Origin of the sequence: Pseudomonas sp. GL-B-19, from assembly GCF_019956415.1 — a bacterium.
GTDB lineage: Bacteria > Pseudomonadota > Gammaproteobacteria > Pseudomonadales > Pseudomonadaceae > Aquipseudomonas.
The window spans coordinates 316,654-342,191 of the sequence record NZ_JAHBDK010000020.1 but is presented as its reverse complement, the minus strand read 5'-3'; the positions used below and the strand labels follow the sequence as shown (position 1 = coordinate 342,191).

Genomic DNA, 25,538 nt, shown 5'->3' with positions numbered 1-25,538 from the left:
CCGGAAGAATCCAATAATTAGAAGAGGTGTCGATATGCGTCTATTGAAATCCGCAGTCCCGCTCGCGCTGGCGATCATGTGCAGTGCCGGTGCGCAGGCTCAGCCACAGGTCAGCGTCTATAACTGGACCGATTACATCGGCGAAACCACCCTCGCCGACTTCCAGGCCAAAAGCGGGATCAAGGTGATCTACGACGTCTTCGATTCCAACGAAACCCTGGAGGGCAAACTGCTCGCGGGCCGCACCGGCTACGACGTGGTGGTGCCGTCCAACCACTTCCTCGCTCGTCAGGTGAAGGCCGGCGCATTCCTGAAACTGGACCGCGAGCAATTGCCGAACTTCAAAAATCTCGACCCGAAACTGTTGGCGCTGCTGGAAAAAAACGACCCGCAAAACGCGCACTCGGTCCCTTACCTGTGGGGCACCAACGGCATCGGCTATAACGTCGACAAGGTCAAGCAAGTGCTGGGCGTCGATCACATCGATTCCTGGGCCGTGCTGTTTGAACCGGAAAACATCAAGAAGCTCAGCCAGTGCGGCGTGTCGATGATGGACTCGGCGGATGAAGTATTTCCGGCGATGCTCAATTACATGGGCATGGACCCGCGCAGCGAAAACCCCGAAGACTTCAAAAAGGCCGAAGCCAAGCTGCTGGCCATCCGCCCTTACATCACCTACTTCCACTCCTCCAAATACGTTTCGGACCTGGCCAATGGCGATATTTGCGTGGCCTTCGGCTACTCGGGTGACGTGTTCCAGGCCGCCAACCGGGCCAAGGAAGCCAAGAACGGCGTGAACATCGCCTATGCCATTCCCAAGGAAGGCAGCAACCTGTGGTTCGACTTGCTGGCCGTTCCCGCAGACGCGAGCAATCCCAAAGAAGCCTACGCCTTCATCAACTACCTGCTGGACCCGCAAGTGATTGCCAAGGTCAGCGCTTCGGTTGGTTACGCCAACCCGAACCCGCCCGCCAAGGAATTCATGGACGCGGAACTGGTGAACAATCCTGAGGTGTACCCATCGCAGGCCGTCCTCGACAAACTCTACATTTCGACCACCCCGCCCCAGGCGATCATGCGTTTGATGACCCGTTCCTGGAGCAAAGTGAAGTCCAACAAATGAATCAATACACCAACGAACACACGCAGTCCTACTATGCCGCGTCGGCTAACGGACTGAAGCCGCGCCCCACGTTGAGCGCGGACCTGGTGGCCGATGTCTGCGTGATCGGCGGCGGCTTCACCGGGATCAACACCGCCATCGAACTGGCGCAGCGCGGGCTCTCGGTGATTGTGCTGGAGGCACGGCGGATTGGCTGGGGCGCCAGCGGACGCAACGGGGGCCAATTGATTCGCGGCATCGGCCACGACGTCAGCGGGTTTGCCAAACATGTCGGTGCCGAAGGTGTGCGCTATCTGGAACGTGCCGGAATCGAATCGGTGCAAGTGGTGGGCAACCGGATCCGCGAACACGGCATCGATTGCGACCTGCGCTGGGGCTTCTGCGAACTGGCCAACACCCCGGCGCAGTTCGCCGGGCTGAAGGCTGAGCACGCTGAACTGATCGAGTCGGGTTACGCCCATGAAACGCGCCTGTTCGAACCCGGGGAGATCCGCGAGCACGTGGTGAACTCCGGTGTGTATGCCGGTGGCTTGGTGGACATGGGCTCGGGGCATTTGCATCCGCTAAACCTGGTCCTCGGCGAAGCGAACGTCGCGCAATCCCTGGGGGTGCAGATCTTTGAGCAGAGCCCGGTGCTGGAGTTGATCCATGGCAGCACCGTGCAGGTACGGTGTGCCGGCGGCACGGTGCGCGCCGGCAGTCTGGTGCTGGCCTGCAACGCGCATCTGGAGGAACTCGAACCCAAGCTAAGCGGCAAGGTGCTCCCGGCGGGCAGCTACATCATCGCCACCGAGCCCTTGTCGGAGGACGCTGCCTCGCAACTGATCCCGCATAATGTCGCGCTGTGCGATCAGAAAGTCGGCCTGGATTACTACCGGCTCTCGGCGGACCGCCGCTTGCTGTTTGGCGGTGCCTGCCATTACTCCGGGCGCGATCCGGCTGACATCGCCGCCTATATGCGTCCGCAGATGCTCAAGGTGTTCCCGCAATTGTCCAATGTGCGGATCGACTACCAATGGGGCGGCATGATCGGCATCTCCGCCAATCGCTTCCCCCAGGTCGGTCGCTTGAGCCAGCACCCGAACGTGTTCTACGCCCAGGGCTACTCCGGCCACGGCCTGAACGTCACCCATTGGTGCGCCAAACTGTTGGGCGAAGCCATTCACGCCGGGCACAGCCAAGGCTTCGACATGTTCAGCGCCGTGCCGCACATGACTTTCCCCGGCGGCCGGGCCCTGCGTTCGCCACTGCTTGCGCTGGGTATGCTCTGGTACCGGATGCGCGAAATATTGGGTTGATGGCGTTTATCTGAACGCTTCTGCGAGGGGGCTTGCCTCTCGCCCCGATCAATCTGCCGAGTCGCCTCCTGCCAGTTTCGGTTGGCAGGTGTCGCCCCGGCATCAGGCAATACCCGATAACGTCGCCCCTCCCCCCGTTCAAGCCTGGTCAAGGCATCCCCATCACCCTCAACTTTATTCATGAGTGGCAACGAATTTGTCATTGAATGAAAAGGGTTTGTCGTCGAATGAATGGTCCCCCTCCGAAAAATGGGCGTAGAAGTCAGCAGCAGGTACTGCTGGATGATGCCGTTGCGCCATAGCTCCGATTTAAAAGCTCCGATTTACATGCCTCAAATCCTAATAATAATCCGAATAAGGATCGCGTTTTATGCGTGTGAACTTGCCCGTCACCGAGCATGAAAGAGTATTTCCCGCCGAACAACGATTGATCTCCACCACCGATCTGGATAGCCGAATCACTTACTGCAATGACGCGTTCGTTGCCATCAGTGGTTTCACTTACGACGAATTGATCGGCCAGCCGCATAACATGGTTCGGCACCCCGATATGCCACCTGGGGTATTCATTCATATGTGGCACACCATCAAGCAAGGCAAACCCTGGATGGGTATTGTGAAAAATCGCTCGAAAAACGGTGATTTCTATTGGGTCAGTGCCTACGTCACGCCCATCTATGAAAACGGACGCATGAGTGGTTACGAGTCGGTTCGCTCGGTGCCCAGCCGCGACCAGGTCCGTCGGGCAACTGCACTCTATGCAAGGATGCGAGCCGGCAAGCCGATCGTTGCGTTGAGCGCGCGGATTTTCCGGCCACTGCAACACGCTTGGCCATTACTGATGGCAGGCGGGGCTTCACTGCTGGGTTATCAGTGGCTACCAAAAACAGCGGCACAGGGAGCCTTGGTGGCGAGCCTGAGTATTGCCTGGTACCTGATCGAGTCCCGACATCGCCGGGCCATCGAACGCACCCTGGCCGAGCATCCGAAAGCATTTTCCGATCCGTTGGTAGCGCTCACGTTTAGCGACAACTACGGCCCCCAAGGCCGGCTGGATATGGCCATGCTCAGTGAGGAATCTCGCTTGCAGACAGCCTTGAGCAGGCTTGTCGATGCCGGGGTCAATGTAAAGGCCAAGGCGGCACAGTCCTCCGAACTTTCCGGTTCGCAAGCCCAGTCACTTGACCGCCAGCGCAGTGAAACGGACCAGTCTGCCGCAGCCATCGCACAGATGGCGGCAACGAATCAGGAAGTGACTCAAAACGTAATCACTACTGCGCATGCTGCGTCCGAAGCCGACCAGTTGACCAGGGAAGGAAGTGAACTGGCCCGGCAAAGTCTGCACGCCATGGAAGCCATGAATGAGGCCGTCAACGAAATCGGCCAAGCGGTCAACGCACTGGCGAGCGAGACGCAATCAATCGGCAGCGTCGTGGATGTCATCACCTCGATTGCCGAACAGACCAACTTGCTGGCGCTCAATGCGGCAATCGAGGCGGCTCGGGCAGGTGAGCAAGGTCGAGGTTTTGCAGTGGTGGCCGACGAGGTGCGCTCACTGGCACAACGCACCCGCACCTCCACCGAGCAGATCCACGGCATCATCGCTTCGCTGAATAGCGGTGCCGATCGCGCAGTATCAACCGCCAGTAAGGGTGAGCAGATTTCCCGCGACAGCATGCAGCGTGTCGAGGCGGTGCAGTCGGCTCTGGTCAGCATCAGTGAAGCCGTCAGCCGGATCACCGACATGAGCCAGCAAATGGCGTCGGCTTCAGAAGAGCAAAGTCACGTGACTGAAGATATCAATCAACAGATCACGCGGATTGCCCAGTTGTGTGACCACAGTGCCGGACAGGCTAAGCAAGGCGCCGCGATTAGCCAGGACCTTGAAGAAATGGCCGAGTATCTGCACAGCCTGGCCGAGCGTTTTAACCGGTAGCCGTAAGTTCCAGTTGAAGACCTACAGGGAAGTGGGTCAGCCACCTACAGGGACGATCAGCGAACTCGCCAACAACGCCTCCAACCCCATCGGTTTGGCAAAATAGTAACCCTGGGCCTGTCCAGCGCCCATTTCGCGCAGCAAGTCCAGTGTCGCTTCATCCTCGACGCCTTCAGCCACCACACTCAGGTCCAGCGATTCGGCCATCCGCACAATTGCCCGGACGATTGCGCGACTGCGAGCGCTGGTGGTCAGTTCGAGGATGAACGACTTGTCGATTTTCAAGCCGCTGAAACGGTATTGATGCACATAGCTCAGGGATGAAAACCCTGCACCGAAGTCATCGAGCACCACCGACATGCCGTTATCGGCCAGTTGCTGCATGGTCAGTCGGGCAATCGCTGGCTCCGCCACCAGCGCGCCTTCGGTCAACTCCAGGCAGATTCGCGACGGCGCGACCCCGTGCCGCTCCAACAGTGCAAGCACATCACTGGCGAAGTCCGGGCGCGTCATGCTGTAGCTGGAGCAATTGACGTGCACCGCAGGCCAATTGGCATGCTGGGGCTGCGCGAGGATCGCCGCAACGCTGGTGAGCATGTACAAGTCCAGTCGACCGATCAGGCGCAAACCCTCGACATCCGGCAAAAACTCGCCTGGCGCGATCACCCGGCCGCCCGGCTGATGCCAACGGATCAGCGCCTCAAGGGCCAACAATTCGCCGCTTTCGACGCTGACAATCGGCTGGAAATACGGCAGCAGTTCGTCAGTGCGTTTCAGCGCATTGCGCAAGGCCCCTTCTCGCTCCACCTGGTCCGAAACTTCACGGCGCACTTCCTGGTTGAACACCGCGTAGCTGTCGCGCCCGGCACTCTTGACCCGGTACATCGCTGCATCGGCATCGCGCAGCAAGTCGGCTGGCTCGTGATGGAACTGACTGTCGGCACTGACAATACCGATGCTGCAGGACGAAAAAACTTCATGGCCATTGATGAAAAACGGCAGGTCAAACGCCACCAGGATTCGTTCGGCGATTTCGATCAGCACTTCCAGCGGCGCTTCGGGCGCCAGCACCGAAAACTCATCGCCCCCCAGGCGCGCCAGCATGTCGGTCTCGCGCAGACAACCGCGTAACCGGTGGGCGGCCTGCATCAGCAGCAGGTCACCAAAATGGTGGCCGAGGCTGTCGTTGACCATCTTGAAACGGTCGAGGTCGATGAACATCACCGCCAGGTGCCCGCCTTCGCTGCCGAACCGCGACCAGGCCTGGCTGAGGCGTTGTTGCAGATAGGTACGATTCGGTAGCCCGGTCAGCGAGTCGTGGGAGTTTTCGTGTTGCAACTTGGCATTGGCGTGATCGAGTTCGCGGGTGCGGTTCTGCACCCGCGCTTCCAGTTTGAGGTTGGCGGCATGGATCGCTTCGGCGGCCGTGCGTCGCGACAGCGCGGTGTCGATGTGCCGCGACACGAATGTCAGCAGTTCCTGGTCTCGCAGGGTGTACTGCACCTGTGAGGTATAGCTTTGCACCGCAAGCACGCCACGCACCACATCGCCATCGAACAATGGAATGCCCAGCCAGGAGTGGGATCGGACAGACTCATTGGCCAGTTCGATTTCACCGTGCGCAGCCAGTCGTTCAGCCTCGCCGGCGTCAATCAGGCAAGGTCGACGCTGACGGATAACGTACTCAGTCAAGCCCCGGCATCCACGCCGTGCCGGCGGGCAGGTGATCTGCCGCTCATCAACATAATACGGAAAGGTCACTTCACTGATCGCATCGTCGAACAGCGCAATGTAGAAGTTCTTCGCGAACAGCAGATCACCGACGATGCCATGCAAGGTTTGAAACAACTCAGCCATGTCGCCAGGCTGGCTCGACAGTTCAGCAATCTGGAACAGCGCGCTCTGCAAATGTTCGGCGCGCTCTCGGTCTGCCACTTCCTGGCGCAATGCGTCGTTGAGTGCCGAAAGCTCCAGGGTGCGACGCATCACCGTCTCTTCCAGGTCCTCGCGGTGCAGAATCCGGTCCAGCGCCATGGCCACGTGGCGCGCCACCACCAGAAACAACGCGCGGTCTTCAGCGCTGTAGGTACGAGAAACGTCGTAGACCTGCATGGCAAGCATGCCAAACACATCATCCGAGGCATTTTTCAACGGTGCGCCCATCCAGAACTCTGGACGATCACCCACGCAGTAGAAACGGTTCTCGGCCTGAGCCGCGAGAATACCGGCGGCGTCGATCAGCAACGGTTGGCCGGTGGTCAATACCTGGCCGGTCAAGGACAGGTGCGAAGGGTCAAGGTATTCGTAGTGCTGGGACTCCACGGCATCAACGTCGATGATGTCGACGTAATACGGGTAATCAATCTTGCCACTGCGCGGGTCATACAGCGCGAGATAGAAGTTCTCGGCGTCGATCAGGCTGGCCAGTAGCCGGTGAACCCCCACCAGAAACACTGACCGGTCGCGGGTCGAACTGGCCAGGTAGGTAATTTCATACAGCACACGCTGAGTAATCTGCGCACGGGCAAGGGTATTGGTCTGTAGCTGAATGCCCAGGTGCCGGGCAAACTCGGCGAGCGCCGGTTCCGCGGCATCGTTGGCTGGCGCCAGTAGCCAACCCAGCTCACTTTCGCCTCTACCGGTCGGCCAGCGGTGCAAGCGCAAGCTCAGGCAAAAGGCTTCAAACTGCTCATTCGCAACGCTTGACGGCCACTGCACCTGCGGGTCGCCCTGCCCGACCCAATGCATTTGTTCACCAGCGCGGTAAACCGCCCACGCAGTGGTGTGAGCCCAGCTGCGCGCTGAGTCCAGCAATTGTTCGATAGTGTCCTCGTTGCCGGCGTAAGTCATGCCGACAGTATCCGAGTTCCCTTTCAGTTGAGTTGCGACAACGTCGCAATCGTTCGATTGCCGCGGGGAGTCGGTCAATGGACGAACACTCATCAGCGCTCCCTGAGCCAAAAAGCTGGCGATACTTACTGTATTGTTAGCAATGTGTCGGTGTGCTTCCCGTTTATAGTGAATACGAATTTTTTTCAATGGTTTTATTCGTTTTACGAGATCGCACAAACAAAAACGCCGCTCAAAGAGCGGCGTTTTTGCGTTTAGAGCGGCAAACGAGATTCACCTGGATATTTGGCGCCTCAGGCGTTGCCGTTCCAGGGACGGTCTCCATTCTCGTCTTTGATGCGGGTCGGCAGGCCCATCACATCCAGCGCCTTGAGGAACGGTTCAGCCGGCAGCTCTTCGACGTTGGCCATACGTTGCACATCCCACTCGCCGCGGGCGACCAGCAGAGCAGCAGCCACGGGTGGCACGCCTGCGGTATAGGAAATGCCCTGGCTGTCAGTTTCGGCGTAGGCGTCTTCATGGTCGGCCACGTTGTAGATGAACACCTCGCGCGGCTGGCCATCCTTGGTGCCCTTGACCAGATCGCCGATGCAGGTCTTGCCGGTGTAGCCAGGCGCCAGCGAGCTCGGATCAGGGAGCACGGCCTTGACCACTTTCAGCGGAACGACTTCCAGGCCTTCGGCCGTCTTGACCGGTTGCTCGGAGAGCAGGCCGAGGTTGCGCAGCACAGTGAACACATTGATGTAGTGCTCGCCGAAGCTCATCCAGAAACGCACGTTGGGCACGCCCAGGTTCTTCGACAGAGAGTGCACTTCATCGTGGCCGGTCAGGTACAGGTTCTGCGCCCCGACGACCGGCAGGTCGTCAGTGCGTTTGACTTCGAACATGGTGTTGCTGGTCCACTGGCTGTTCTGCCAGCTCCACACCTGTCCGGTGAACTCGCGGAAATTGATTTCCGGGTCGAAATTGGTGGCGAAATATTTGCCATGGGAACCGGCGTTGACGTCGAGAATGTCGATCGAATCAATGCGGTCGAAATACTGTTGTTGGGCCAGTGCTGCATAGGCGTTGACCACACCCGGGTCGAAACCCACACCGAGAATGGCAGTGATGTTCTTCTCTTTGCACTCTTCGAGGTGGTTCCACTCGTAGTTGCCATACCAGGGCGGCGTCTCGCAGATTTTGCCCGGTTCTTCGTGAATGGCGGTGTCCAGGTAGGCCGCGCCGGTATCGATGCAGGCTCGCAGCACCGACATGTTGAGGAAAGCGGAACCGACGTTGATGACGATCTGCGATTCGGTTTCGCGGATCAGCGCCTTGGTCGCCTCAATATCCATAGCGTTCAGCGAGAACGCCTTGATTTCGGCGGGCTGCTTGAGGCTGCCCTTGGACTTGACGCTGTCGATGATGGCCTGACATTTGGAGATGTTGCGCGACGCGATAGCAATACGACCGAGTTCGTCGTTGTGCTGCGCGCACTTGTGGGCCACCACCTTGGCGACACCTCCTGCACCAATGATAAGTACGTTTTTCTTCAATTTTTTTATATCTCCTTTCTGCCAGCTTACGAGAGGCTGGACAGGTAGTCGTTGAAACCAAACTCACGAACCACCTCGACACTACCGTCGAGTTGTTTCACTACGATGGACGGCATTTTCAGGCCGTTGAACCAGTTCTTCTTGACCATGGTGTAACCCGCTGCGTCGATGAACGACAGCCGATCCCCGATGGCCAACGGACGATCGAATTGATATTCACCGAAAATATCTCCGGCCAGGCAGGATTTTCCGCACACCATGTAGGTGTGTTCGCCTTCGCTCGGCGCCAGCTTGGCATTCAGGCGATAGATCAGCAGATCGAGCATGTGGGCTTCGATGGAGCTGTCAACGACCGCCAGGTGCTTGCCGTTGTAGAGGGTGTCGAGCACAGTGACTTCCAGCGACGCGCTCTGAGTGATGGCCGCTTCACCCGGTTCCAGGTAGACCTGCACGCCGTATTTTTGCGAGAAGGCCTTGAGGCGAGCGCAGAACGAATCCAGCTCGTAGTCGTCACCGGTGAAGTGGATGCCGCCGCCGAGGCTGACCCACTCGACCTTGTGCAGCAAATGACCGAATCGCTCTTCAATGGTGCACAGCATCTGGTCGAACAGGTCGAAGTCAGCGTTCTCGCAGTTGTTGTGGAACATGAAACCAGAGATCTGTTCGATGACCTGCTCGATCTTCAACGGGTCCCACTCGCCCAGACGGCTGAACGGCCGCGCCGGGTCGGCCAGCAGGTAATCCGAGCTGCTCACCTGCGGATTGACCCGCAGACCGCGCACCTTGCCTGCTGAAGCTTCAGTGTAGCGCTGCAATTGGCTGATGGAGTTGAAGATGATCTTGTCGCAGTTCTCGAGCATCTCTTCGATTTCGTCGTCGGCCCAGGCCACGCTGTAGGCGTGGGTCTCGCCCGCGAACTTCTGTCGACCGAGCTTGAGCTCGTAAAGCGACGACGACGTGGTGCCGTCCATATATTGCTGCATCAGGTCGAACACCGACCAGGTGGCGAAGCACTTGAGTGCCAGAAGCGCTTTGGCCCCGGACTGTTCGCGCACATAGGCAATCTTCTGCATGTTCGCCAGCAGCTTTTGTTTATCGATAAGGTAGTACGGCGTTTTGATCATTTCGAGGCGCCTCCGGCAAGGCCAGCCAAAAAAAGGATGCGCATTGTGCCTTCACTGGCGATATATCGAAAGTACAGAAAGTGCTCGCGATGCGAAGCACGGCTCACTTGAAACCCGTAAATATCAGATATTTATCGAGTGAATGGGGGGCTGGAGGAAGGTTTTAACCTTCCTGCTATGCTCCATCCACCGTTTATTGACACAGCTCAAAACACTGAACGGCCAAATCGTGATAATGAATTTTTCAGATTTCAGGTAGGCTTTGAATGACGCCCCAGCTCTTTTCGGTTCACGGTCTCGTGAGTTTTACCCTTGCCATCCTCCTGCTTTTCCTCGGCAAAACCCTTGTTCATCGCAACGCCCTACTCCGTCAATACTGTATTCCCGAATCGGTCGTCGGCGGCTTCGTCTGTGCGGCAGTGACGTCCCTGCTTTACTTCGGTCTTAATATCCAGGTCGAATTCGATCTGCAAATTCGCGACACCTTGCTGCTCTATTTCTTTGCCGGCATTGGCTTGAAATCGGACATGCGCCAACTGCTCAAGGGTGGGCGCCCGCTGCTGATCCTGCTGGTACTCGCCGGGGTGTTCATTATCCTGCAAAACGCGCTGGGCATGGGTGTGGCCGAAGCATTCGGACTCGATCCCAAGGCCGGTTTGATGGTGGGCTCCATTTCCCTCACCGGTGGGGCGGGCACCACCCTGGCCTGGGCACCGCTGTTCATCGAAAAGCTGGGCATCAATAACGCGCATGAACTGGGCATGGCCAGCAACACCGTCGGCCTGATTGCCGCTTGCGTGATCGGTGGTCCAATCGCCAACCGACTGATACGTCGCTATCGACTAAAGACTTCCGGGGATGCGGCGCTGGAAGTCGGCATTTTCGAGGATCAACCGAGCAAGCCACTGGACTACTACGACGTGCTCTGGGCGTGGATGTGGCTCAACCTGACCCTGATGGTCGGCTATGGGCTCAACCTGCTGTTGGTCGATGCTGGCATCACCCTGCCAAAATTCGTCAGTTGCCTGTTTGCGGGCATCGTCATTCACCACATCGTTCTCGCATTGGTGGGTGATCAGCGGCTGAAATCCTGGAGCGGCGCCAGCCTGGGTCTGTCGCTGATCTCCGATATTTGTCTGGGCATGTTTTTGACCATGGCGCTGATGGGGCTTCAGTTATGGCAGCTGAGTGGCGTGTTGCTGTTCATTGTGTGCGCCTTGACCCTGCAAATCCTGCTGACGGTGCTCTATACGTATTTTGTGGTCTTCCGCTTTATGGGGCGCGATTACGAAGCCAGCGTGATTGCTTCCGGGTTCGGCGGGATTGCCCTCGGCTCCACTGCGACGGCCATCGTCAACATGACGACCGTGACCCAAAAGTACGGTGCCGCTCACCAGGCGTTCCTGATCGTGCCGCTGGTGTGTGGCTTTTTCATCGACCTGGTCAATGCCGTGATCATCGGTATGTTCAGTGGAATCTAGCGACCGCCTCCCACGTTGATCACGGATTTCAGCGTTTTTCAGCGTTCTGAGGGGTACAAATCAGGCCATTTCAGAGCAATTTTGTTGACGCAATGCGTTACTGGGGGCGCAGGTTGGAGGAGACAGACCTGCCCCCAAGCCTGTTTAGACTGCCGGCATACAGGGTTTCATTGGCTCATAAATGGTTGGAAATGATGTTCGATCACGATCTTTTGACTGCCGCTGAGCGCGAGGCAATCAATGCCGCAATGCAGGAGCCAGGGCTATTGGCTCAAAAAGTCTTGATCGTCGAGGATGACCCTTGCACTCGCGAGATGTTGGCCGAAATTCTTCAAATCAATGGCATCTTCTGCCTTGAGGCTAGAAGTGCAGCTGATGCCATGCGTTCGTTGAGCATCGACAGTTCAATCGGATTGGTCATTACTGATTTGCGTATGCACCCGCTCAATGGCCTGGAGTTGATTTCAAAAATCCGCGAGTCGGAGTGGGCCGACCTGCCCATTGTGATCATTTCTGGAGATGCTGGAGTTCGAGATGCCATCGAGGCAATGCGCTTGAGTGTCGTGGACTTTCTACTAAAGCCGATCGATCCGGATGAACTGATCACCCTGGTTCAACTTCAACTGGGACTCAGGCCAGACGAATGTCCTTAGCCAGCATTGGCGGTCACTCACTCAATTACTCTTGCATACACCGATTGATCAACATTCCCGCCGGATAGAATCACACCTACCCGTCTTCCCGCCATTGTTTCACGCTCCTGAATAAGCGCTGCCAAGGCCGCCGCACCGGCCCCTTCAGCGAGGTTGTGGGTGTCGGTGTAAAACACACGCATTGCCTGGGCAATCTGCTCCTCGCTGACGGAGACGATTCGTGCGGCAGCCGCGCCGTAGATGGCAAAGGCGGCGGGAACCGGTTTACGCACGGCAAGGCCGTCAGCGAAGGTATCCGCCGTAGCGGTTTCAAGGATTTCTCCCGCTTCAAACGATATCTTGGCTGCCGCTGCCTCACTGGACACCACGCCCACCACGTGGGTTTTCAGGCCCAGCGCGTCCCGGGCGGCGATCACCCCACAAATCCCCGATCCACAGCCAATCGGCACATAGACGGTATCCAGATCCGGCGCGGCCTTGAACAGCTCCAGCGCATAAGTGGCCACGCCTTTGACCAACTCGACATGGAACGGCGGAACCAAATAGAGGCCATGCACTTGCGCCAGACGAACGGCCTCTTCACGGGCCTCATCAAAATCGCGGCCAAACTCGACTACTTCGCCACCAAAGCCACGCATGGCATTGTTCTTTTCAACCGAATTACCTTCCGGCACTACAATCAACGCCTTCAGACCCAGCGCGCCGGCTGCCAGCGCCAGGCTCTGACCATGGTTGCCGCGGGTAGCGGTGACAATACCCTTGACGTCTGGGTGCGCGCGTTTGAGCCAGTGCATGAAAGTAATGCCGCCGCGAACCTTGAAAGCACCGGTAGGTGTATGGTTTTCGTGCTTGACCCACACAGTGCAACCCAACCGCTCGGCCAGCAGGGGCCACGCGTACTGGGCGGTGGCAGGCATTACTTGGTAAACGTGGCGAGCCGCTTGTTCGATATCGTCGCGGGTCAGTCGGTGCATGAGTCGTCTCCCTGAGGTTTTGCCCAGTCTAGACACGAGCGCATCACGCGGGCTTTCAGAAAACTGACCTGACTTTTGCGCCCCCTCTTTATTACTATGGTGTTTATGAGCCATCGAAACCGCCTCCTGCCCCCGCTCCTGCCTGAACCGATCCGTCGGGTCGAGGCCGGGCCATGGGCGATCGAGTTGCTACCCGGCGCCGCTTACGCGACCCGATATGTAGCAAGCCAGGCGACGATTGGCTTTGCCTTCGATAGCCAGCGAGGTCTGCACGCCATCGGCAGTGACCGAGTGCATCCCTTCGACGCCACGCCCAACGGCTTGGCATTCGTCCCCGCCGGTTGTGACGTGTTGTCCGAGTCACCCAAGGGCGGTGAATACCTGCGGGTCATGCGCACCGACGGCGTTGCGTTGGCAGGCGACCGTGCATTCAACAATCGCATTGATCAACAGGCCATTACCCTGGCGCTGCGCATGCGCGCCGCGCTGTTACACGCCTCAGTGGAAGACGATTGGGAGGCCTGGGCACTCGCATTGGCGGAACGGGCGCAGGACAACGAAGCGTTATCGGCGCCACCCCTAGGCTCTATAACCGGTAGCAGGATGCGTCTACTCGACGAGTTCATCGATGCAGGCCTCGACGGCCAGTTGGGAATACAGGCGATGGCAGGGTTACTTGGATTGTCCGAAGGCTATTTCATTCGAGCATTCAAGAACGCGACGGGCAAAAGCCCGCACAGTTACCTGATCGACCGACGCCTCGCCAAGGCCCGCGCACTGATGCGTGATTCGACAGCCAGGCTGGCGGAAATCGCCCAGACCTGCGGCTTTAACTCCCAGGCGCACATGGCGACCACGTTCAGGCAACGTCTTGGCGTGAGTCCGGCACAGCTGCGAATACCCATCAGATAAAACACAAATCCCCAAATGCGCGACACCGTTGAAAGAGGGACCGAAGGACATGACAGTCAAGCGAATGGACAACGTCCTGATAGTTGTCGACGATCTCGAAGCGGTGAAAGCGTTCTTTATCGAATTGGGCCTTGAGCTTGAGGGCCAAACAACGGTTGAAGGGCCTTCTGTCGGGAGCCTCATAGGGCTTGGAGACGTCCGAGCCACCCTCGCGATGCTGCGGACTCCCGATGGGCAGGGAATTGAACTGGACAAATTCCACACGCCAAATGCAGTCAGATTTGGGCCCGTGGAAGCGCCAGTGAACGCTTTGGGTCTTCGTCGCATCATGTTTGCCGTTGATGACATCGATGCTGTCGTTGCGCGGATGCAGGCCCATGGCGCAGAACTCATTGGCCAGACGCAGTACGAGAAATCGTACCGGCTCGCCTATATTCGTGGGCCTGAGGGCATCATCGTCGGACTTGCCGAGCAACTTGGCTAAGGGCGGCTCGCTCGCGCACGATAACCTCCACACAATCGCTTCAGATCCAACATCAATGGATTCCCTATCACGAAGTTTGAACGGGGTAAAAAGGATTCGACGCTGACACGGTGTTGAGGCGCAAGCGCTCAACACCTGAAGGCCTGTCTTTTTCTTATGCTCGCTGCAATACCGACTCACCTGCCTTCGGTGGCAGTCTCAAGTTGTCCAGCAATGCGATCCCCGCAATCAAGGCAACACAAAGGAACGTCAGCTGAAAGTCGGCTGTATTGGCGAGCTCAGTGTTGCCATGGATGCTCATGGAGAAACGTAGCAGCAACGCGCCCGTGGCAACCCCCATCGCCATGCTCAGTTGGAAGAACATACTGAACAAGGTTGAAGCATCGCTCATCTGCTCCTTGGGGACATCGGCAAAACCCAGCGTGTTGAACGCGGTGAACTGCATGGATCGTGACAAGCCACCGACAAACAGAATGAACAAAATCAGCACTCGGCTCATGTGCTCATCCAGCAACGCACAGGCCGCGATCGCCAGTACGCCGAGGATGCCGTTGAACATTAGCACCGGGCGAAACCCCCAACGTTGCATCACCCGCGTGGTGAACGGCTTCATGGCCAGATTGCCGGCAAAGACGGCCAACACCAGTAGCCCCGCATCCAGCGCAGAAAGCCCGAAGGCGAGTTGAAACATCAGCGGCAGGAGAAACGGCAAGGTGCTGATGGCGATCCGAAAAATCGAGCCACCCAATAGGCAGACACTGAAGGTACGGATTCCCAAAACACCCAGCGCCAGTAACGGTTGCGCATGTCGACGCAGATGTCGCCAGGCAATAACACCGAGTATCACGCCTGCACCACTGAGTGACAGTGCTGGCAACAGATTGGCATGACTTTGCCCCAGCATCTCTACGCCGAACAGCAGCGCAGCGCTGGCGCCGCCGGCGAGCAGAAAACCACTGAAATCGAATCGCCGGGCAACAATGTGGTCTTGCCTGGGAATCAATACCAGCGCGGCAATCAAGGCCAGCACGCCTAGCGGAAGATTGAGGTAGAAAATCCACGGCCAGGACGCGTGGGTGACGATGAAACCGCCCAAGGGAGGCCCGAGTATCGGTGCGACCAGACCGGGCCAGGTAATAAAAGAGATCGCCCGCACGAGGTCTTTCTTCTCGGTGGTGCGAAGTACTGCCAAGCGCCCTACCGGTACCATCATCGCTCCGCTGATGCCCTGCAGCACGCGCGCGACAACAAAGGTTTCCAGGCTATCACTCAACCCACACATCAGCGAAGACAGGCTGAACAGCACAATCGCCGAACTGAATATAAGACGTGAGCCGAAGCGATCAGCCAACCAGCCGCTGATGGGGATGAACACCGCAACCGAGAGCATGTAGACGCTCATACCAATGCTCACATCCACCGCTGGCACACCAAACGTCCTGGCCATGACCGGCAGCGCAGTGGCGATCACCGTAGCGTCGAGGTTCTCCATAAAGAAGGTGACCGCTACCAACAGGGCAATCAATGTTGAGCGGCGTTGAGACATCGGTCATCCCTGTTTAGCTACGACAATGCTCGATACTTTACTATCGAATGAGGGGTACAACACCAGACGTACAGCGTTTAGCTAATGCCGATCAGTTAAGCCGTAATGCGACCTGTAGCAGCTGGCTAAGCCTGCGTCCGGCTGCGCAGCAGTCGTAAAACCTGAGTTTGCTGTCTTCCTGACACACCGTTTCGTCTGATATCACGACTGCTGCGCAGCCGGACGCAGGCTTCGCCAGCTGCTACGTATCGCGTGCTGCCGCCATCCTCGTCGGTGTTTCGGACCGTTCGGGTCGATTTTGAAAAAAAAAGTCGCAAACCCGGTGATTCTCCAAGGCTTGCGACTCTTTGCCGATACGTCCCTCAAGCTTGAGGGACGCTTTCTACTGATATACCTGCCGTGTTCATGGCGGAACTTGCAGGCTTATTTTTGTACCTCAGCCACGTCCCTGTCCGGCGCGTCTGGAGCGTCTGGGGCGTCCTCCATAGCCCCTCTAGCTGCGCGCGCCTGACCTTTGGCAGCGTCTCTGTTCGCATCCGCAGCAGCCCTCGCCGCATCTCTGGTGGCATTTGCGTTTGCCTTGGCGGCGTCCCTGGCCGCATCTGCGGCAGCCCTCGCAGCATCTCTGGTTGCATCTGCGCCCGCTACACCTGCAGCTTTTGCAGCATCCCTGGCTGCATCCGCATCAGCTCGGGCCGCATCTCTAGCTGCATCTGCAGCAGCTTTGGCATTATCTCGGGCTGCGTCTGCATCGTTTCTGGCAGCGTCCCTGGCTGCATCTGCGGCATCGTCAGCGTCGTTGTCATGCGCATTGCCTGGGCCTCTGTTCCCGGCAATACCGCCATGGTCAGCGTCATGGTCAGCGTCATGACCAGCAGCATGATCACCACCTTCTCCATGGCCGCTGCTACCGTGACCGCCTCCTGAGCCTCCGCCGTCGCCACCGTGACCACTGCCTCCGGAACCTCCACTGCCGGAGCCACCACCGTGACCACCACTGCCTCCACCTCCGCCGCTGCTGCCATCTTTGGCATATACGCTGGAGAAACTACCGATGTAATCGGGTACCAGGACAGTCGATGCCGACAGGACACCGCCAATTGCGAGCGCCAATAAACATTTTTTGAGCAGCATGATGCACCTCCGCTTGGCGTTGCGTTGTCATCTCCGTATCGAACGCAATCACCAGTGAGTTCCCGGCCACCCATTGGAGCGGCCAGCTAACCGGCGCGGTCATAAATCTGCAGCATTAACGAGCAACTGCGGTTCCGCACGTTCCTTCAGAGCCAGTTAGCATCGATGAGTGGGAAAGTATTCCCTCATTTTTTATAGATAAGTGCTGTCCGCTCAAGTTCAACGTAATCACACGCTCAATGCAGCACCCAAGATCAGAACTGCTACGCTTGAATCATCAGCTTTGGCGCTTTTTAGCCTACTGGCGCACGTGTTCTCTGTGACTGATGGAACAGTCGAATTACCCGATCCTGTGCCCAAGCGAGTCAAATTTCGTTGAGCAAAGGAGTGGACATGGCCCCCCGCAAAAACAGGTTTGCCAACAGCAAGGCAGGGCAATCGGAAGACAACGGGGACGAGCGAGTCTTTCACTCGCGCAAGGAGCGTCTGTACGAAGGTGAGCTATTACGCGAGCGTCTGCCGCATGCAGTTCACGCCCAATGGAAACCCGCACGCAAACACCGTGACCCGATCAAACTCCTCGAAGAGTCCAACCGCTATCGACTGCCTGATCTGGTACCTGTGCGCTTCGGTCGCATGTTGCGCAGTCCATTCACCTTTTTACGCGGTTCTGCGGGTTTGATGGCGCATGACCTGGCCACTCTCCCGACCACCGGCATTCAGGTGCAGGCCTGTGGAGATTGTCACCTGATGAACTTCGGGTTGTTTGCGACACCTGAGCGCAATCTGATTTTTGACATTAACGATTTCGACGAAACACTCCCCGCCCCCTGGGAATGGGATGTAAAACGCCTGGCGATCAGTTTTGCCGTGGCCGCGCGCGATAACCGCCTCAACGATAAAAGTGCACAGGGCATAGCCGTCGAATGCGTGCGTGCTTACCGCGTGTACCTGCGCAAATTTTCGAAGATGAACCCGATGGATGTCTGGTATGACCGCCTGGATGCGCAAGCGATCATTGATATGTCGCCCAATGCTGAAATCAAGAAAATCCGCGAACAATTGGTCGCAAAGGCCAAGATGCGCGTTGGTGATTACCTCTATCCCAAGATCAGCGGCGAAGTCGGAGGGCGACGGCGTCTGATCGATCAACCCCCCATACTTTTTCATGTGTATGAGAAGGGCTTTGCACGGAGCGTCCATTTGGCGCTGCAAGATTATCGATTGTCGCTGCCCCATGAACGGCGCGTGCTCTTCGATCGCTACCGTCTCGAAGACATTGCCGTCAAAGCGGTGGGCATCGGCAGTGTCGGTACCTATTGTTTCGTCGGTCTGTTCTTTTCCGCGGAAAACCACCCTTTGCTCCTGCAATTCAAGGAAGCCTGTCCTTCGGTACTGGCACCCTATGCAGGCAAGAGCGACTACGAGAACCAGGGGCAGCGTGTGGTCACGGGGCAACGTCTGATGCAGTCATCCAGCGACATCTTCTTGGGCTGGACACGCGGCCAAAACGGCCGGTACTACTTTGTACGTCAGTTGCGAGACATGAAAATGTCGGCGCCCATCGAAGGCGTATCTGCTGCACGCATGAAGATGTACGCCGAGTGTTGCGGTCTTACCTTGGCCCGTGCCCACGCCAAATCAGGAGATGCAGCGCTCATTAGTGGTTACCTGGGCAAGACAGACTCCTTCGACCAGGCTATCGGAAAATTTGCCATCGCTTATGCCGATCAGAATGCACAGGACCATGCAGCGCTGGTGGCCGCCGAAAAATCAGGGCGAATCAATGCGTTGAGAGAAGAAGAGTGATGAAGCCGATCCAACTGACGCCTCCGGACATCGATATGCCCACCCCCGAATTCGTTCTTCTCAAAAGTTGGAAGCACAACGCCCAATCCTGGATCGAAGCCATCCGCACCGGCGCCATCGAAAGCCGTCTGAAAGTCACCGACCAGGCCATCCTGTTGGCAGTTATAGGCCGCCAGCCCGAGAACGTGCTCGACCTCGGCTGCGGCGAGGGCTGGTTGTTGCGAGCGCTGGCTGAACGGGGCATCACGGCGATCGGTGTGGACGGTGATCCGACACTGGTAAAAGCGGCGCGGGCAGCGGGTTCTTCACCGGTCCATCTGGCGAGCTATGAAGCGTTGGTGGAAGCGAAGGTGAACGTCGGCTGCGACTACGACCTGATCTGCGCCAACTTCGCACTGTTGCACCAGGACATCATCCCCCTGCTCGCCGCCATGAACGCGCTGCTCGTCCCTGGCGGCACGCTGGTGATCCAGACGCTGCATCCGTGGACCGCAGCGGCGGGCGACTATCAGGATGGCTGGCGGGAAGAGACCTTCGCCGGGTTCGAGGGGCTGTGGCAACCCATGCCGTGGTACTTTCGCACCTTGTCCAGTTGGCTGAATGCGCTGGATATGGGCGGCTTTCGCCTGGTCGGCTTGCAAGAGCCGCAGCATCCGCAAAGTCCTGTGCCGCAGTCGCTGCTGCTGGTGGCCGAGCAACGGGGGTGAGAGCCGGGCTTCAATCTAGAGCATTTTCTCCAGGCCGATCTTGTCACTGAGCCAGGCCTTGAAGCTGCGCCATTTGCCACCGGGTTCCTCATGCAAGGTATACCGGCGGCCGTCGTCTTCGGCGATCCAGACAATTTCGCCGTTTTCCAGCCGGGCCTGGTAACTCACGGCTGGTGCCATGCCCTCAAGCGCCAGGTCGCGCATGTAGCCGGCCAATTCAGGGCTGTCGACCAGCACCCCGACTTCAGTGTTCCAAAACACTGAACGCGGGTCGAAATTGAAGGAGCCGATGAACACCTTCTGCTTGTCCAGGATCATGGCCTTGGTGTGCAAGCTGGAGTCCGAGCCACCACTGAAGCCACGGAAAGAACCGCCACTGGGATCGTCCTGCTGGCGCCGCAGTTCATAGAGCTTCACCCCATGTTCGAGCAGGGTCTTGCGGTAAGGCGCATAGCCGCCATGCACCGCCGGTACATCGGTGGCTTCCAGTGAGTTGGTCAACAGGCGCACATCAACACCGGCATCGGCACGACCGATGAGATAGCTCATTCCCGGCTTTTGCGGGACGAAATAGGCCGAGATCAGGATGAACTCCTTACTGACGCCGTCGAGCGCAGGTCGCAGTTGTGTGGCCATCAATAGAGAGCGGGCCGGTTCGTCGTCAGCCAGTACCTTGCTCGGGGCGTCCCACATCGCCTGGCTATGGGCCCAGATCAGCTGTTTGCGCCATAAATTGAGTTGTGGTTGAGCCCGGTAGGTCATGAGGTGGTCGTACAAGGCCTTGTTCTCGGTACTTGCAATCTGGAGCGATTGTTCGAGGCGTTGGCGACTCTTTAGCAAGTCTTCAGCGGTTGGCTTGTTGAGCACCAAGTCACTGATTGGCTGGCTCAGGGAACTATTCCAGTACTGATCGAAGCTGTGGCCCAACTGCTCGGCGACCGGGCCGATGCACAGCAGGTCCATGTCGGTGAAATTGAGATCGGGCTTGGCGTCGAAATATTCATCCCCCAGGTTGCGTCCGCCGACGATGGCCGCACTGTTGTCGGCCACCCACAGTTTGTTGTGCATGCGCCGGTGCTGTTGGGAAAGATTAAGCAGACGGCCCATGGTTCGGGTCACCAGGGTGCTGCGCCCCAGATGCAGAGGGTTGAAGACGCGGATATAGATGTTCGGATGCACGGCCAGGGTAGCGATGACTTCTTCCTGGCCGTCGCTGGCCGTGTCATCGAGCAAGATGCGTATCCGTACGCCGCGATCGGCTGCCAACAACAATTCACGCACCAGTGCTCGGGTGCTGAGACCGTTATGTACGATGTAGTACTGCAGATCGACGCTTTTCTGCGCGTTGCGGATCAACTCGGCGCGCGCCCGGAACGCTTCACTGCTGTTAGGCAACAGGCGAAAACCCGAACGCCCCTCATGCGGCGCGGCCTGCGCCTGAATGGAGCGCCCGAATGACGAATCGCTGGCGGGTAATGTCTCGCTGAAGTCGTGGGGTAAGGGCGTAGTGACGCAGCCGGCAACCAGCAGTGTGAGCAACAGTGCGGGGAAGAACCAGGAGATGGACAAGGGGCTCGTCCTCAACCTTAACGGGTGTATTTTCGACCTCGGAAGCCAGCCGGTACTTGCCGACTGAAGAGAACATGTAACCCACGGCAATCTGCACAACCTACTCCAGTAAAGCCCGGTTCAAGCAGTCTGTCGAAATTTACCGGCAGTACCAGCCTCCGGACCAGGCTGCGCAAGTAATAGGAAGCGTCCCAAAATCCGCTGTAATGCCTTCAACGAGCTACCCGGCAAAAGAAGTGCGGCAATCGCATTGCCTTCCCTCAGTCTCAGCTAAGTTTCGCTACGTATCTTCTCCCCTGCGCAAGTTCAGCGCCGCTCAGGAGAGGCTACCCGCAGATGAATCCCGAAAAAGCCGGATGGCTCAACAAAGTACCCGAGGTGACACTGTCATTTTGGGTGATCAAGATTTTGTCCACGACCGTGGGTGAAACTGGAGCAGACTTTCTGGCGGTAGATGCCGGTTTCGGTGCCGGCTGGACCAGCATCGGCATGGCCGTCTTGCTGGCGCTCGCATTGTGCTTTCAACTGCGCACCAAGGCTTACTCGCCCTGGATCTACTGGTTGACCGTCGTGTTGGTGAGCATCGTCGGGACACAGATCACCGACATCATGACCGACATGCTCGACATCAGCCTGTACACCAGCACGGCGGTCTTTTTCGTTCTGCTGGCGATCAACTTCATGGTCTGGTACCGGGCGGAGCACAACCTGTCGATCCGCGAAATCATCACCCCGCGACGGGAGCTTTTTTACTGGACGACCGTGCTTTTCACCTTTGCCCTCGGCACTGCCGCGGGCGACCTGGCCACCGAAGCTCTGGGCCTGGGTTTCACTCTCGGCGCCGTAATTTTCGGTGCGCTGATCGCCACGACTCTGGTGGTCTGGCGCATGGGCGGCAATGTGGTGTGGACCTTCTGGATCGCCTACATCCTTACCCGCCCGTTTGGTGCATCCCTCGGCGACTTGCTGACCCAGGCCAAAACCTACGGCGGCCTCGGCATGGGCGCAGCCTGGACCAGCGCTATCTTCCTGTGCGTCATTGTGCTTTTGGTCGCGGCCGCGCAAATCAGCGTTGGCAACCGTAAAACCGTCTCTCAGTAACCTTTCAAAGGCCATCAAGGATTAGTCATGCGTCCACTTCAAAAAGCCATTCGCCACATTGCTATCGTCTCGTCGATTTTTTTACTCAGCGTCGCCGCCGGATGCTCGAAACCTGCCGACAAACCCGGCGCTGGCGCGCCGACGACTTCGGTGAGCGCGTCCGCCCAGTCCGGTTCAAAACTGGGCGATCTGTCCGAGTTCCGCGCTATTGCCACCGATGTCGCCGCGCTCGTCGATAAAAACGATCTTTCCGCGGCGAAAACCCGCATCAAGGATCTGGAAACGTCTTGGGACTCTGCCGAAGCAGGCATCAAACCCCGCGCTGCCAGTGACTGGCATGTTCTGGACAAAGCGATTGACCGGGCACTCGATGCCCTGCGCGCGAGCACGCCGAAGCAGGCCGATTGCAAGGCAGCGATGGATGATCTGTTGAAAACCTTCGATTCCATGAAGGGCCAGCAGTGACCAACAGCCGTACATTGCGCTGATCCGGCGGCGGACAAACACCGGCTCAGGTGCTTCAATACAGGCGCGACGGTCATGCCCGCCGCGCTTTTTTTTTGGAGCCGTACATGCGGATATTGCTGGTCGAAGATGACCCGATGATTGGTGATGCCATCCAGGGTGCGCTGAACGATGCGAGCTACGCCACTGACTGGGTGAAAAACGGACTCACCGCCCTTGCGGCACTGGAAACTCATGCTTATGACTTGGTACTGCTGGATCTCGGATTGCCCGGCAAAGACGGGCTCGATGTGCTTGATGTCATACGCGGCCGTAACAACCCCGTACCGCTGCTGATCATCACTGCAAGGGAGGGTCTCGATGATCGCCTGCGCGGCCTCGACGGCGGTGCTGACGATTTCCTGCTAAAGCCCTTCGCCATGGCAGAACTGCTGGCCCGCATGCGCGCCGTGCTACGCCGTAAAGGCGGCAGCGCCCAATCACTGCTGGATAACGGCGTGGTGTCACTGGATCTGGTCTCCAAACAAGCCACCACCGCCGACACCCCCGATGTTCAGCTTTCCAGCCGTGAATTCGCCCTGTTGCAGGCCCTGTTGATCCGGCCTGGCGCCATACTTTCTCGCAGCGAACTTGAGGACCGAATTTACGGTTGGGGCAATGAAGTGGAAAGCAACGCGGTGGAATTTTTGATTCACGCACTGCGGCGCAAATTGGGGAGCCATGTCATCAAAAACGTCAGGGGAATGGGATGGATGGTTTCAAAAAGCACTTGAGCGAATCGATACAGGTACGGCTTTCTATAACGCTGTCGCTGGCCATCCTGATCGTGGCGGCGCTCGCCGGTGTTTTCGCGTTCGTCTCCGCGCTGAACGAGGCACACGAAATGCAGGATGAGACCCTGCGTCAAGTGGCCGTTCTTTTTGAGCGGCAGCAGATGACCCTGCGTTACCCCGCGGGTGAGCAGATCGTTGGCGACGACGAAGAATCCAGGGTCATCGTGCAATACCTGACCGACAGCAGCAAAGCGACTGGCTCCGACGACGCAACAATACCGCTACCGTTCCCCACAACGCTGGCTGATGGCTTGTCGACCATAAACATCGCTGGCGAAAACTTTCGCGTGCTGATCCGAACCACGTTACGTGGTGAACGCATCGTAATCGCCCAAGAGGCCGACGTGCGCGACAAAGAGGCACGCGAGAGCGCCTGGCGCAGTCTGTTGCCGTTTCTCATTTTGTTTCCGGTGCTGTTGCTGGTGGTGGGGGATCTGGTGCGCAAACTTTTCCGCCCCATCGCGACCCTCTCGGACGAAATCGATCAGCGCGATAAACAGGTAATGCACCCAATAGATGAAACCCACCTGCCGACCGAGATCCGTCCTTTCGTCGTGGCGATCAATCGTTTACTGGCGCGCGTCGCGCAGTCCATGGACACCCAACGTCGCTTCATCGCCGACGCAGCCCACGAACTGCGCTCCCCAATGACAGCCCTATCACTACAAGCCGAGCGACTGTCCGCCACAGAAATGCCGGCGCCGGCCTATGAACGTTTGTTGCCATTGTCCCGGGGAATAGAACGCAGCAGAAAACTGATTGATCAACTGCTGGCCTTGGCAGCCGCACAATCGAGCCCGGATCAATCACAGGCATCAGTTTCAGTCCATGAAGTTTATCGACAGGTACTAGAAGACCTACTGCCGCTGGCAGAGCGCAAGCGCATCGATATCGGTGTTGAAGGAATCGAAGATGTACAGGTCAACATCAACGAAATGGATCTGTTAATCCTGGTCAAGAATCTGGTGGATAACGCTATCCGTTATACCCCCGTTGACGGACGAGTCGACCTGACAATCGAGTTGGCGCCAGAAACAGTGATTCTTCAAGTCAAGGACTCTGGCCCAGGTATCAGCGCAGAAGAACAGATATTGGTATTCAATCCGTTCTACCGCAGTTTGGGAACCGATGAAACAGGCTCCGGGCTGGGTTTATCCATCGTCAAGGCGATAGCCGATCGCACGGGGGCGCACATCCGATTGAGTTTTTCAGATGAGCTGAACCAGAGCGGGTTATGTGTTTCGGTCTGCTTAAAAAGAGCTAAACCATGAGGCTTATTCAAACGCCCCTGTGCGCACCTCGCCCTGGCTGACATAGCGGGCGATCAGCACACCACCTGGCGTGCTGATCGAATGCGCCAGCGTGAACGCCAACGCTTGTGCAGTGTCGTCGAACAAGCGCTTGCCGCGGCCCAGCACCACGGGAAAAATCATAAGCCTGAGCTCGTCCACCAACCCGGCGGCAAGCAGTTGGCGCACCAGATCGCCACTGCCCTGCGTCAAGAGATCATCGCCGTCCTCGTGCTTGAGCGCGCGTATCGCATCGGCCAGATTTCCCTGCAAAGCATGACTGTTGTGCCAATCGAGCGTATCGGGGTGATGCGTAGCGACGTGCTTGGGCACGTTGTTGAACAGATCAGCAATGGCGTGGCTTTTTGAATCGGCCTGTCTGTGCGGCCAGTAAGCGGCAAAGATGTCGTAGGTACGCCGCCCCAGCAGCAACTCGAACGGCTTCGCGAACAGGTCCTGTATGGCCTGGCCGGAGACGTTGTCGACGTAGGGCACGATCCAGCCACCCAAGCGGAATCCGCCGCTGGTGTCTTCATCAGTCCCGCCGGGCGCTTGCATAACACCATCCAGACTCATGAATGCCGCAACGATGAGCTTGCGCATAGTCTTCTTCTCCCAGTGAGTACTCGTACAGGGAAAGCCTGGGGTCACAGTAACCCGACAGCCTCATTCCATGATGGATAGTCGAACAAGCCGATGCGAAATCGACAGC

The 25,538-nt window shown here is 57.8% G+C and carries 21 protein-coding genes; 13 read left to right on the top strand and 8 right to left on the bottom strand.

The features are described from left to right. Positions 1-34: 34 nt before the first annotated feature. From KGB06_RS08275 to KGB06_RS08265, 3 genes are all read left to right on the top strand, one after another. Positions 35-1,123, top strand: a complete 1,089-nt coding sequence (locus tag KGB06_RS08275; RefSeq protein ID WP_223513750.1) for a polyamine ABC transporter substrate-binding protein — start codon at positions 35-37, stop codon at positions 1,121-1,123. Continuing rightward, entirely contained in the window at positions 1,120-2,421 is a 1,302-nt protein-coding gene (locus tag KGB06_RS08270; protein ID WP_223513748.1) for an NAD(P)/FAD-dependent oxidoreductase, read from the top strand. Before KGB06_RS08275 ends, KGB06_RS08270 begins: the two co-directional genes overlap by 4 nt. Positions 2,422-2,791: 370 nt before the next feature. Then, positions 2,792-4,357, top strand: a complete 1,566-nt coding sequence (locus KGB06_RS08265) for a methyl-accepting chemotaxis protein (protein ID WP_223513746.1) — start codon at positions 2,792-2,794, stop codon at positions 4,355-4,357. Between the two features lie 36 nt (positions 4,358-4,393). On the opposite strand, the gene KGB06_RS08260 is transcribed toward KGB06_RS08265, so the two are convergent. From KGB06_RS08260 to nspC, 3 genes are all read right to left on the bottom strand, one after another. Beyond that, positions 4,394-7,300, bottom strand: coding sequence for an EAL domain-containing protein (locus KGB06_RS08260; RefSeq protein WP_223513743.1), 2,907 nt, complete (start codon positions 7,298-7,300; stop codon positions 4,394-4,396). A 200-nt stretch (positions 7,301-7,500) separates the two neighbouring features. Then, positions 7,501-8,745, bottom strand: a complete 1,245-nt coding sequence (locus KGB06_RS08255) for a saccharopine dehydrogenase family protein (RefSeq protein WP_223513740.1) — start codon at positions 8,743-8,745, stop codon at positions 7,501-7,503. A 26-nt stretch (positions 8,746-8,771) separates the two neighbouring features. Continuing rightward, on the bottom strand, positions 8,772-9,869 hold the full coding sequence (gene nspC, locus KGB06_RS08250; protein ID WP_223513738.1) for a carboxynorspermidine decarboxylase: 1,098 nt from the start codon (positions 9,867-9,869) through the stop codon (positions 8,772-8,774). 266 nt (positions 9,870-10,135) lie between these two features. Here nspC and gltS point away from each other — a divergent pair, with 266 nt between their 5' ends. Then, positions 10,136-11,350 (top strand): sodium/glutamate symporter, encoded by a 1,215-nt coding sequence (gene gltS, locus KGB06_RS08245; protein WP_223513736.1) that lies wholly within the window; start codon positions 10,136-10,138, stop codon positions 11,348-11,350. 194 nt (positions 11,351-11,544) lie between these two features. Next, complete coding sequence (locus KGB06_RS08240) at positions 11,545-12,003, top strand: response regulator (RefSeq protein WP_223513733.1); 459 nt, start codon at positions 11,545-11,547, stop codon at positions 12,001-12,003. Between the two features lie 17 nt (positions 12,004-12,020). On the opposite strand, the gene KGB06_RS08235 is transcribed toward KGB06_RS08240, so the two are convergent. After that, positions 12,021-12,977, bottom strand: a complete 957-nt coding sequence (locus tag KGB06_RS08235) for a threonine dehydratase (protein ID WP_223513729.1) — start codon at positions 12,975-12,977, stop codon at positions 12,021-12,023. A 96-nt stretch (positions 12,978-13,073) separates the two neighbouring features. On the opposite strand from KGB06_RS08235, the gene KGB06_RS08230 reads away from it, so the two are divergent. Both KGB06_RS08230 and KGB06_RS08225 read left to right on the top strand, forming a co-directional pair. Further along, entirely contained in the window at positions 13,074-13,889 is an 816-nt protein-coding gene (locus KGB06_RS08230) for a helix-turn-helix transcriptional regulator (protein WP_223513915.1), read from the top strand. Between the two features lie 49 nt (positions 13,890-13,938). Further along, complete coding sequence (locus tag KGB06_RS08225; protein WP_223513726.1) at positions 13,939-14,373, top strand: VOC family protein; 435 nt, start codon at positions 13,939-13,941, stop codon at positions 14,371-14,373. A 154-nt stretch (positions 14,374-14,527) separates the two neighbouring features. Here the strand turns inward: KGB06_RS08225 and KGB06_RS08220 are convergent, their stop codons facing one another. Beyond that, positions 14,528-15,919 carry an MFS transporter gene (locus tag KGB06_RS08220; protein ID WP_223513723.1) on the bottom strand — a complete coding sequence of 464 codons (1,392 nt, stop codon included), beginning with the start codon at positions 15,917-15,919 and terminating at the stop codon, positions 14,528-14,530. 644 nt (positions 15,920-16,563) lie between these two features. After that, positions 16,564-16,953, bottom strand: coding sequence for a hypothetical protein (locus tag KGB06_RS30060; RefSeq protein WP_411741839.1), 390 nt, complete (start codon positions 16,951-16,953; stop codon positions 16,564-16,566). 736 nt (positions 16,954-17,689) lie between these two features. On the opposite strand from KGB06_RS30060, the gene KGB06_RS08210 reads away from it, so the two are divergent. Both KGB06_RS08210 and KGB06_RS08205 read left to right on the top strand, forming a co-directional pair. Beyond that, positions 17,690-18,862: a DUF2252 domain-containing protein gene (locus KGB06_RS08210; RefSeq protein WP_317849367.1), complete on the top strand. Its 1,173-nt coding sequence runs from the start codon at positions 17,690-17,692 to the stop codon at positions 18,860-18,862. Positions 18,863-18,897: 35 nt separating this feature from the next. Next, complete coding sequence (locus tag KGB06_RS08205; RefSeq protein ID WP_223513912.1) at positions 18,898-19,569, top strand: class I SAM-dependent methyltransferase; 672 nt, start codon at positions 18,898-18,900, stop codon at positions 19,567-19,569. A gap of 15 nt (positions 19,570-19,584) precedes the next feature. Here the strand turns inward: KGB06_RS08205 and KGB06_RS08200 are convergent, their stop codons facing one another. Next, on the bottom strand, positions 19,585-21,138 hold the full coding sequence (locus tag KGB06_RS08200; RefSeq protein ID WP_411741838.1) for a phospholipase D-like domain-containing protein: 1,554 nt from the start codon (positions 21,136-21,138) through the stop codon (positions 19,585-19,587). Between the two features lie 336 nt (positions 21,139-21,474). On the opposite strand from KGB06_RS08200, the gene KGB06_RS08195 reads away from it, so the two are divergent. The 4 genes from KGB06_RS08195 to KGB06_RS08180 all read left to right on the top strand — a co-directional run bounded on the left by KGB06_RS08195 (position 21,475) and on the right by KGB06_RS08180 (position 24,808). Next, positions 21,475-22,239 (top strand): hypothetical protein, encoded by a 765-nt coding sequence (locus KGB06_RS08195; RefSeq protein ID WP_223513714.1) that lies wholly within the window; start codon positions 21,475-21,477, stop codon positions 22,237-22,239. Positions 22,240-22,266: 27 nt separating this feature from the next. Continuing rightward, positions 22,267-22,704, top strand: coding sequence for a hypothetical protein (locus KGB06_RS08190; RefSeq protein ID WP_223513711.1), 438 nt, complete (start codon positions 22,267-22,269; stop codon positions 22,702-22,704). A gap of 107 nt (positions 22,705-22,811) precedes the next feature. After that, complete coding sequence (locus KGB06_RS08185; RefSeq protein WP_223513709.1) at positions 22,812-23,477, top strand: response regulator; 666 nt, start codon at positions 22,812-22,814, stop codon at positions 23,475-23,477. Next, on the top strand, positions 23,453-24,808 hold the full coding sequence (locus KGB06_RS08180; protein ID WP_223513707.1) for an ATP-binding protein: 1,356 nt from the start codon (positions 23,453-23,455) through the stop codon (positions 24,806-24,808). Before KGB06_RS08185 ends, KGB06_RS08180 begins: the two co-directional genes overlap by 25 nt. 3 nt (positions 24,809-24,811) lie before the next feature. Here KGB06_RS08180 and KGB06_RS08175 read toward each other — a convergent pair whose 3' ends face one another. Next, entirely contained in the window at positions 24,812-25,429 is a 618-nt protein-coding gene (locus KGB06_RS08175) for a dihydrofolate reductase family protein (protein WP_223513705.1), read from the bottom strand. Between the last annotated feature and the right edge of the window lie 109 nt (positions 25,430-25,538).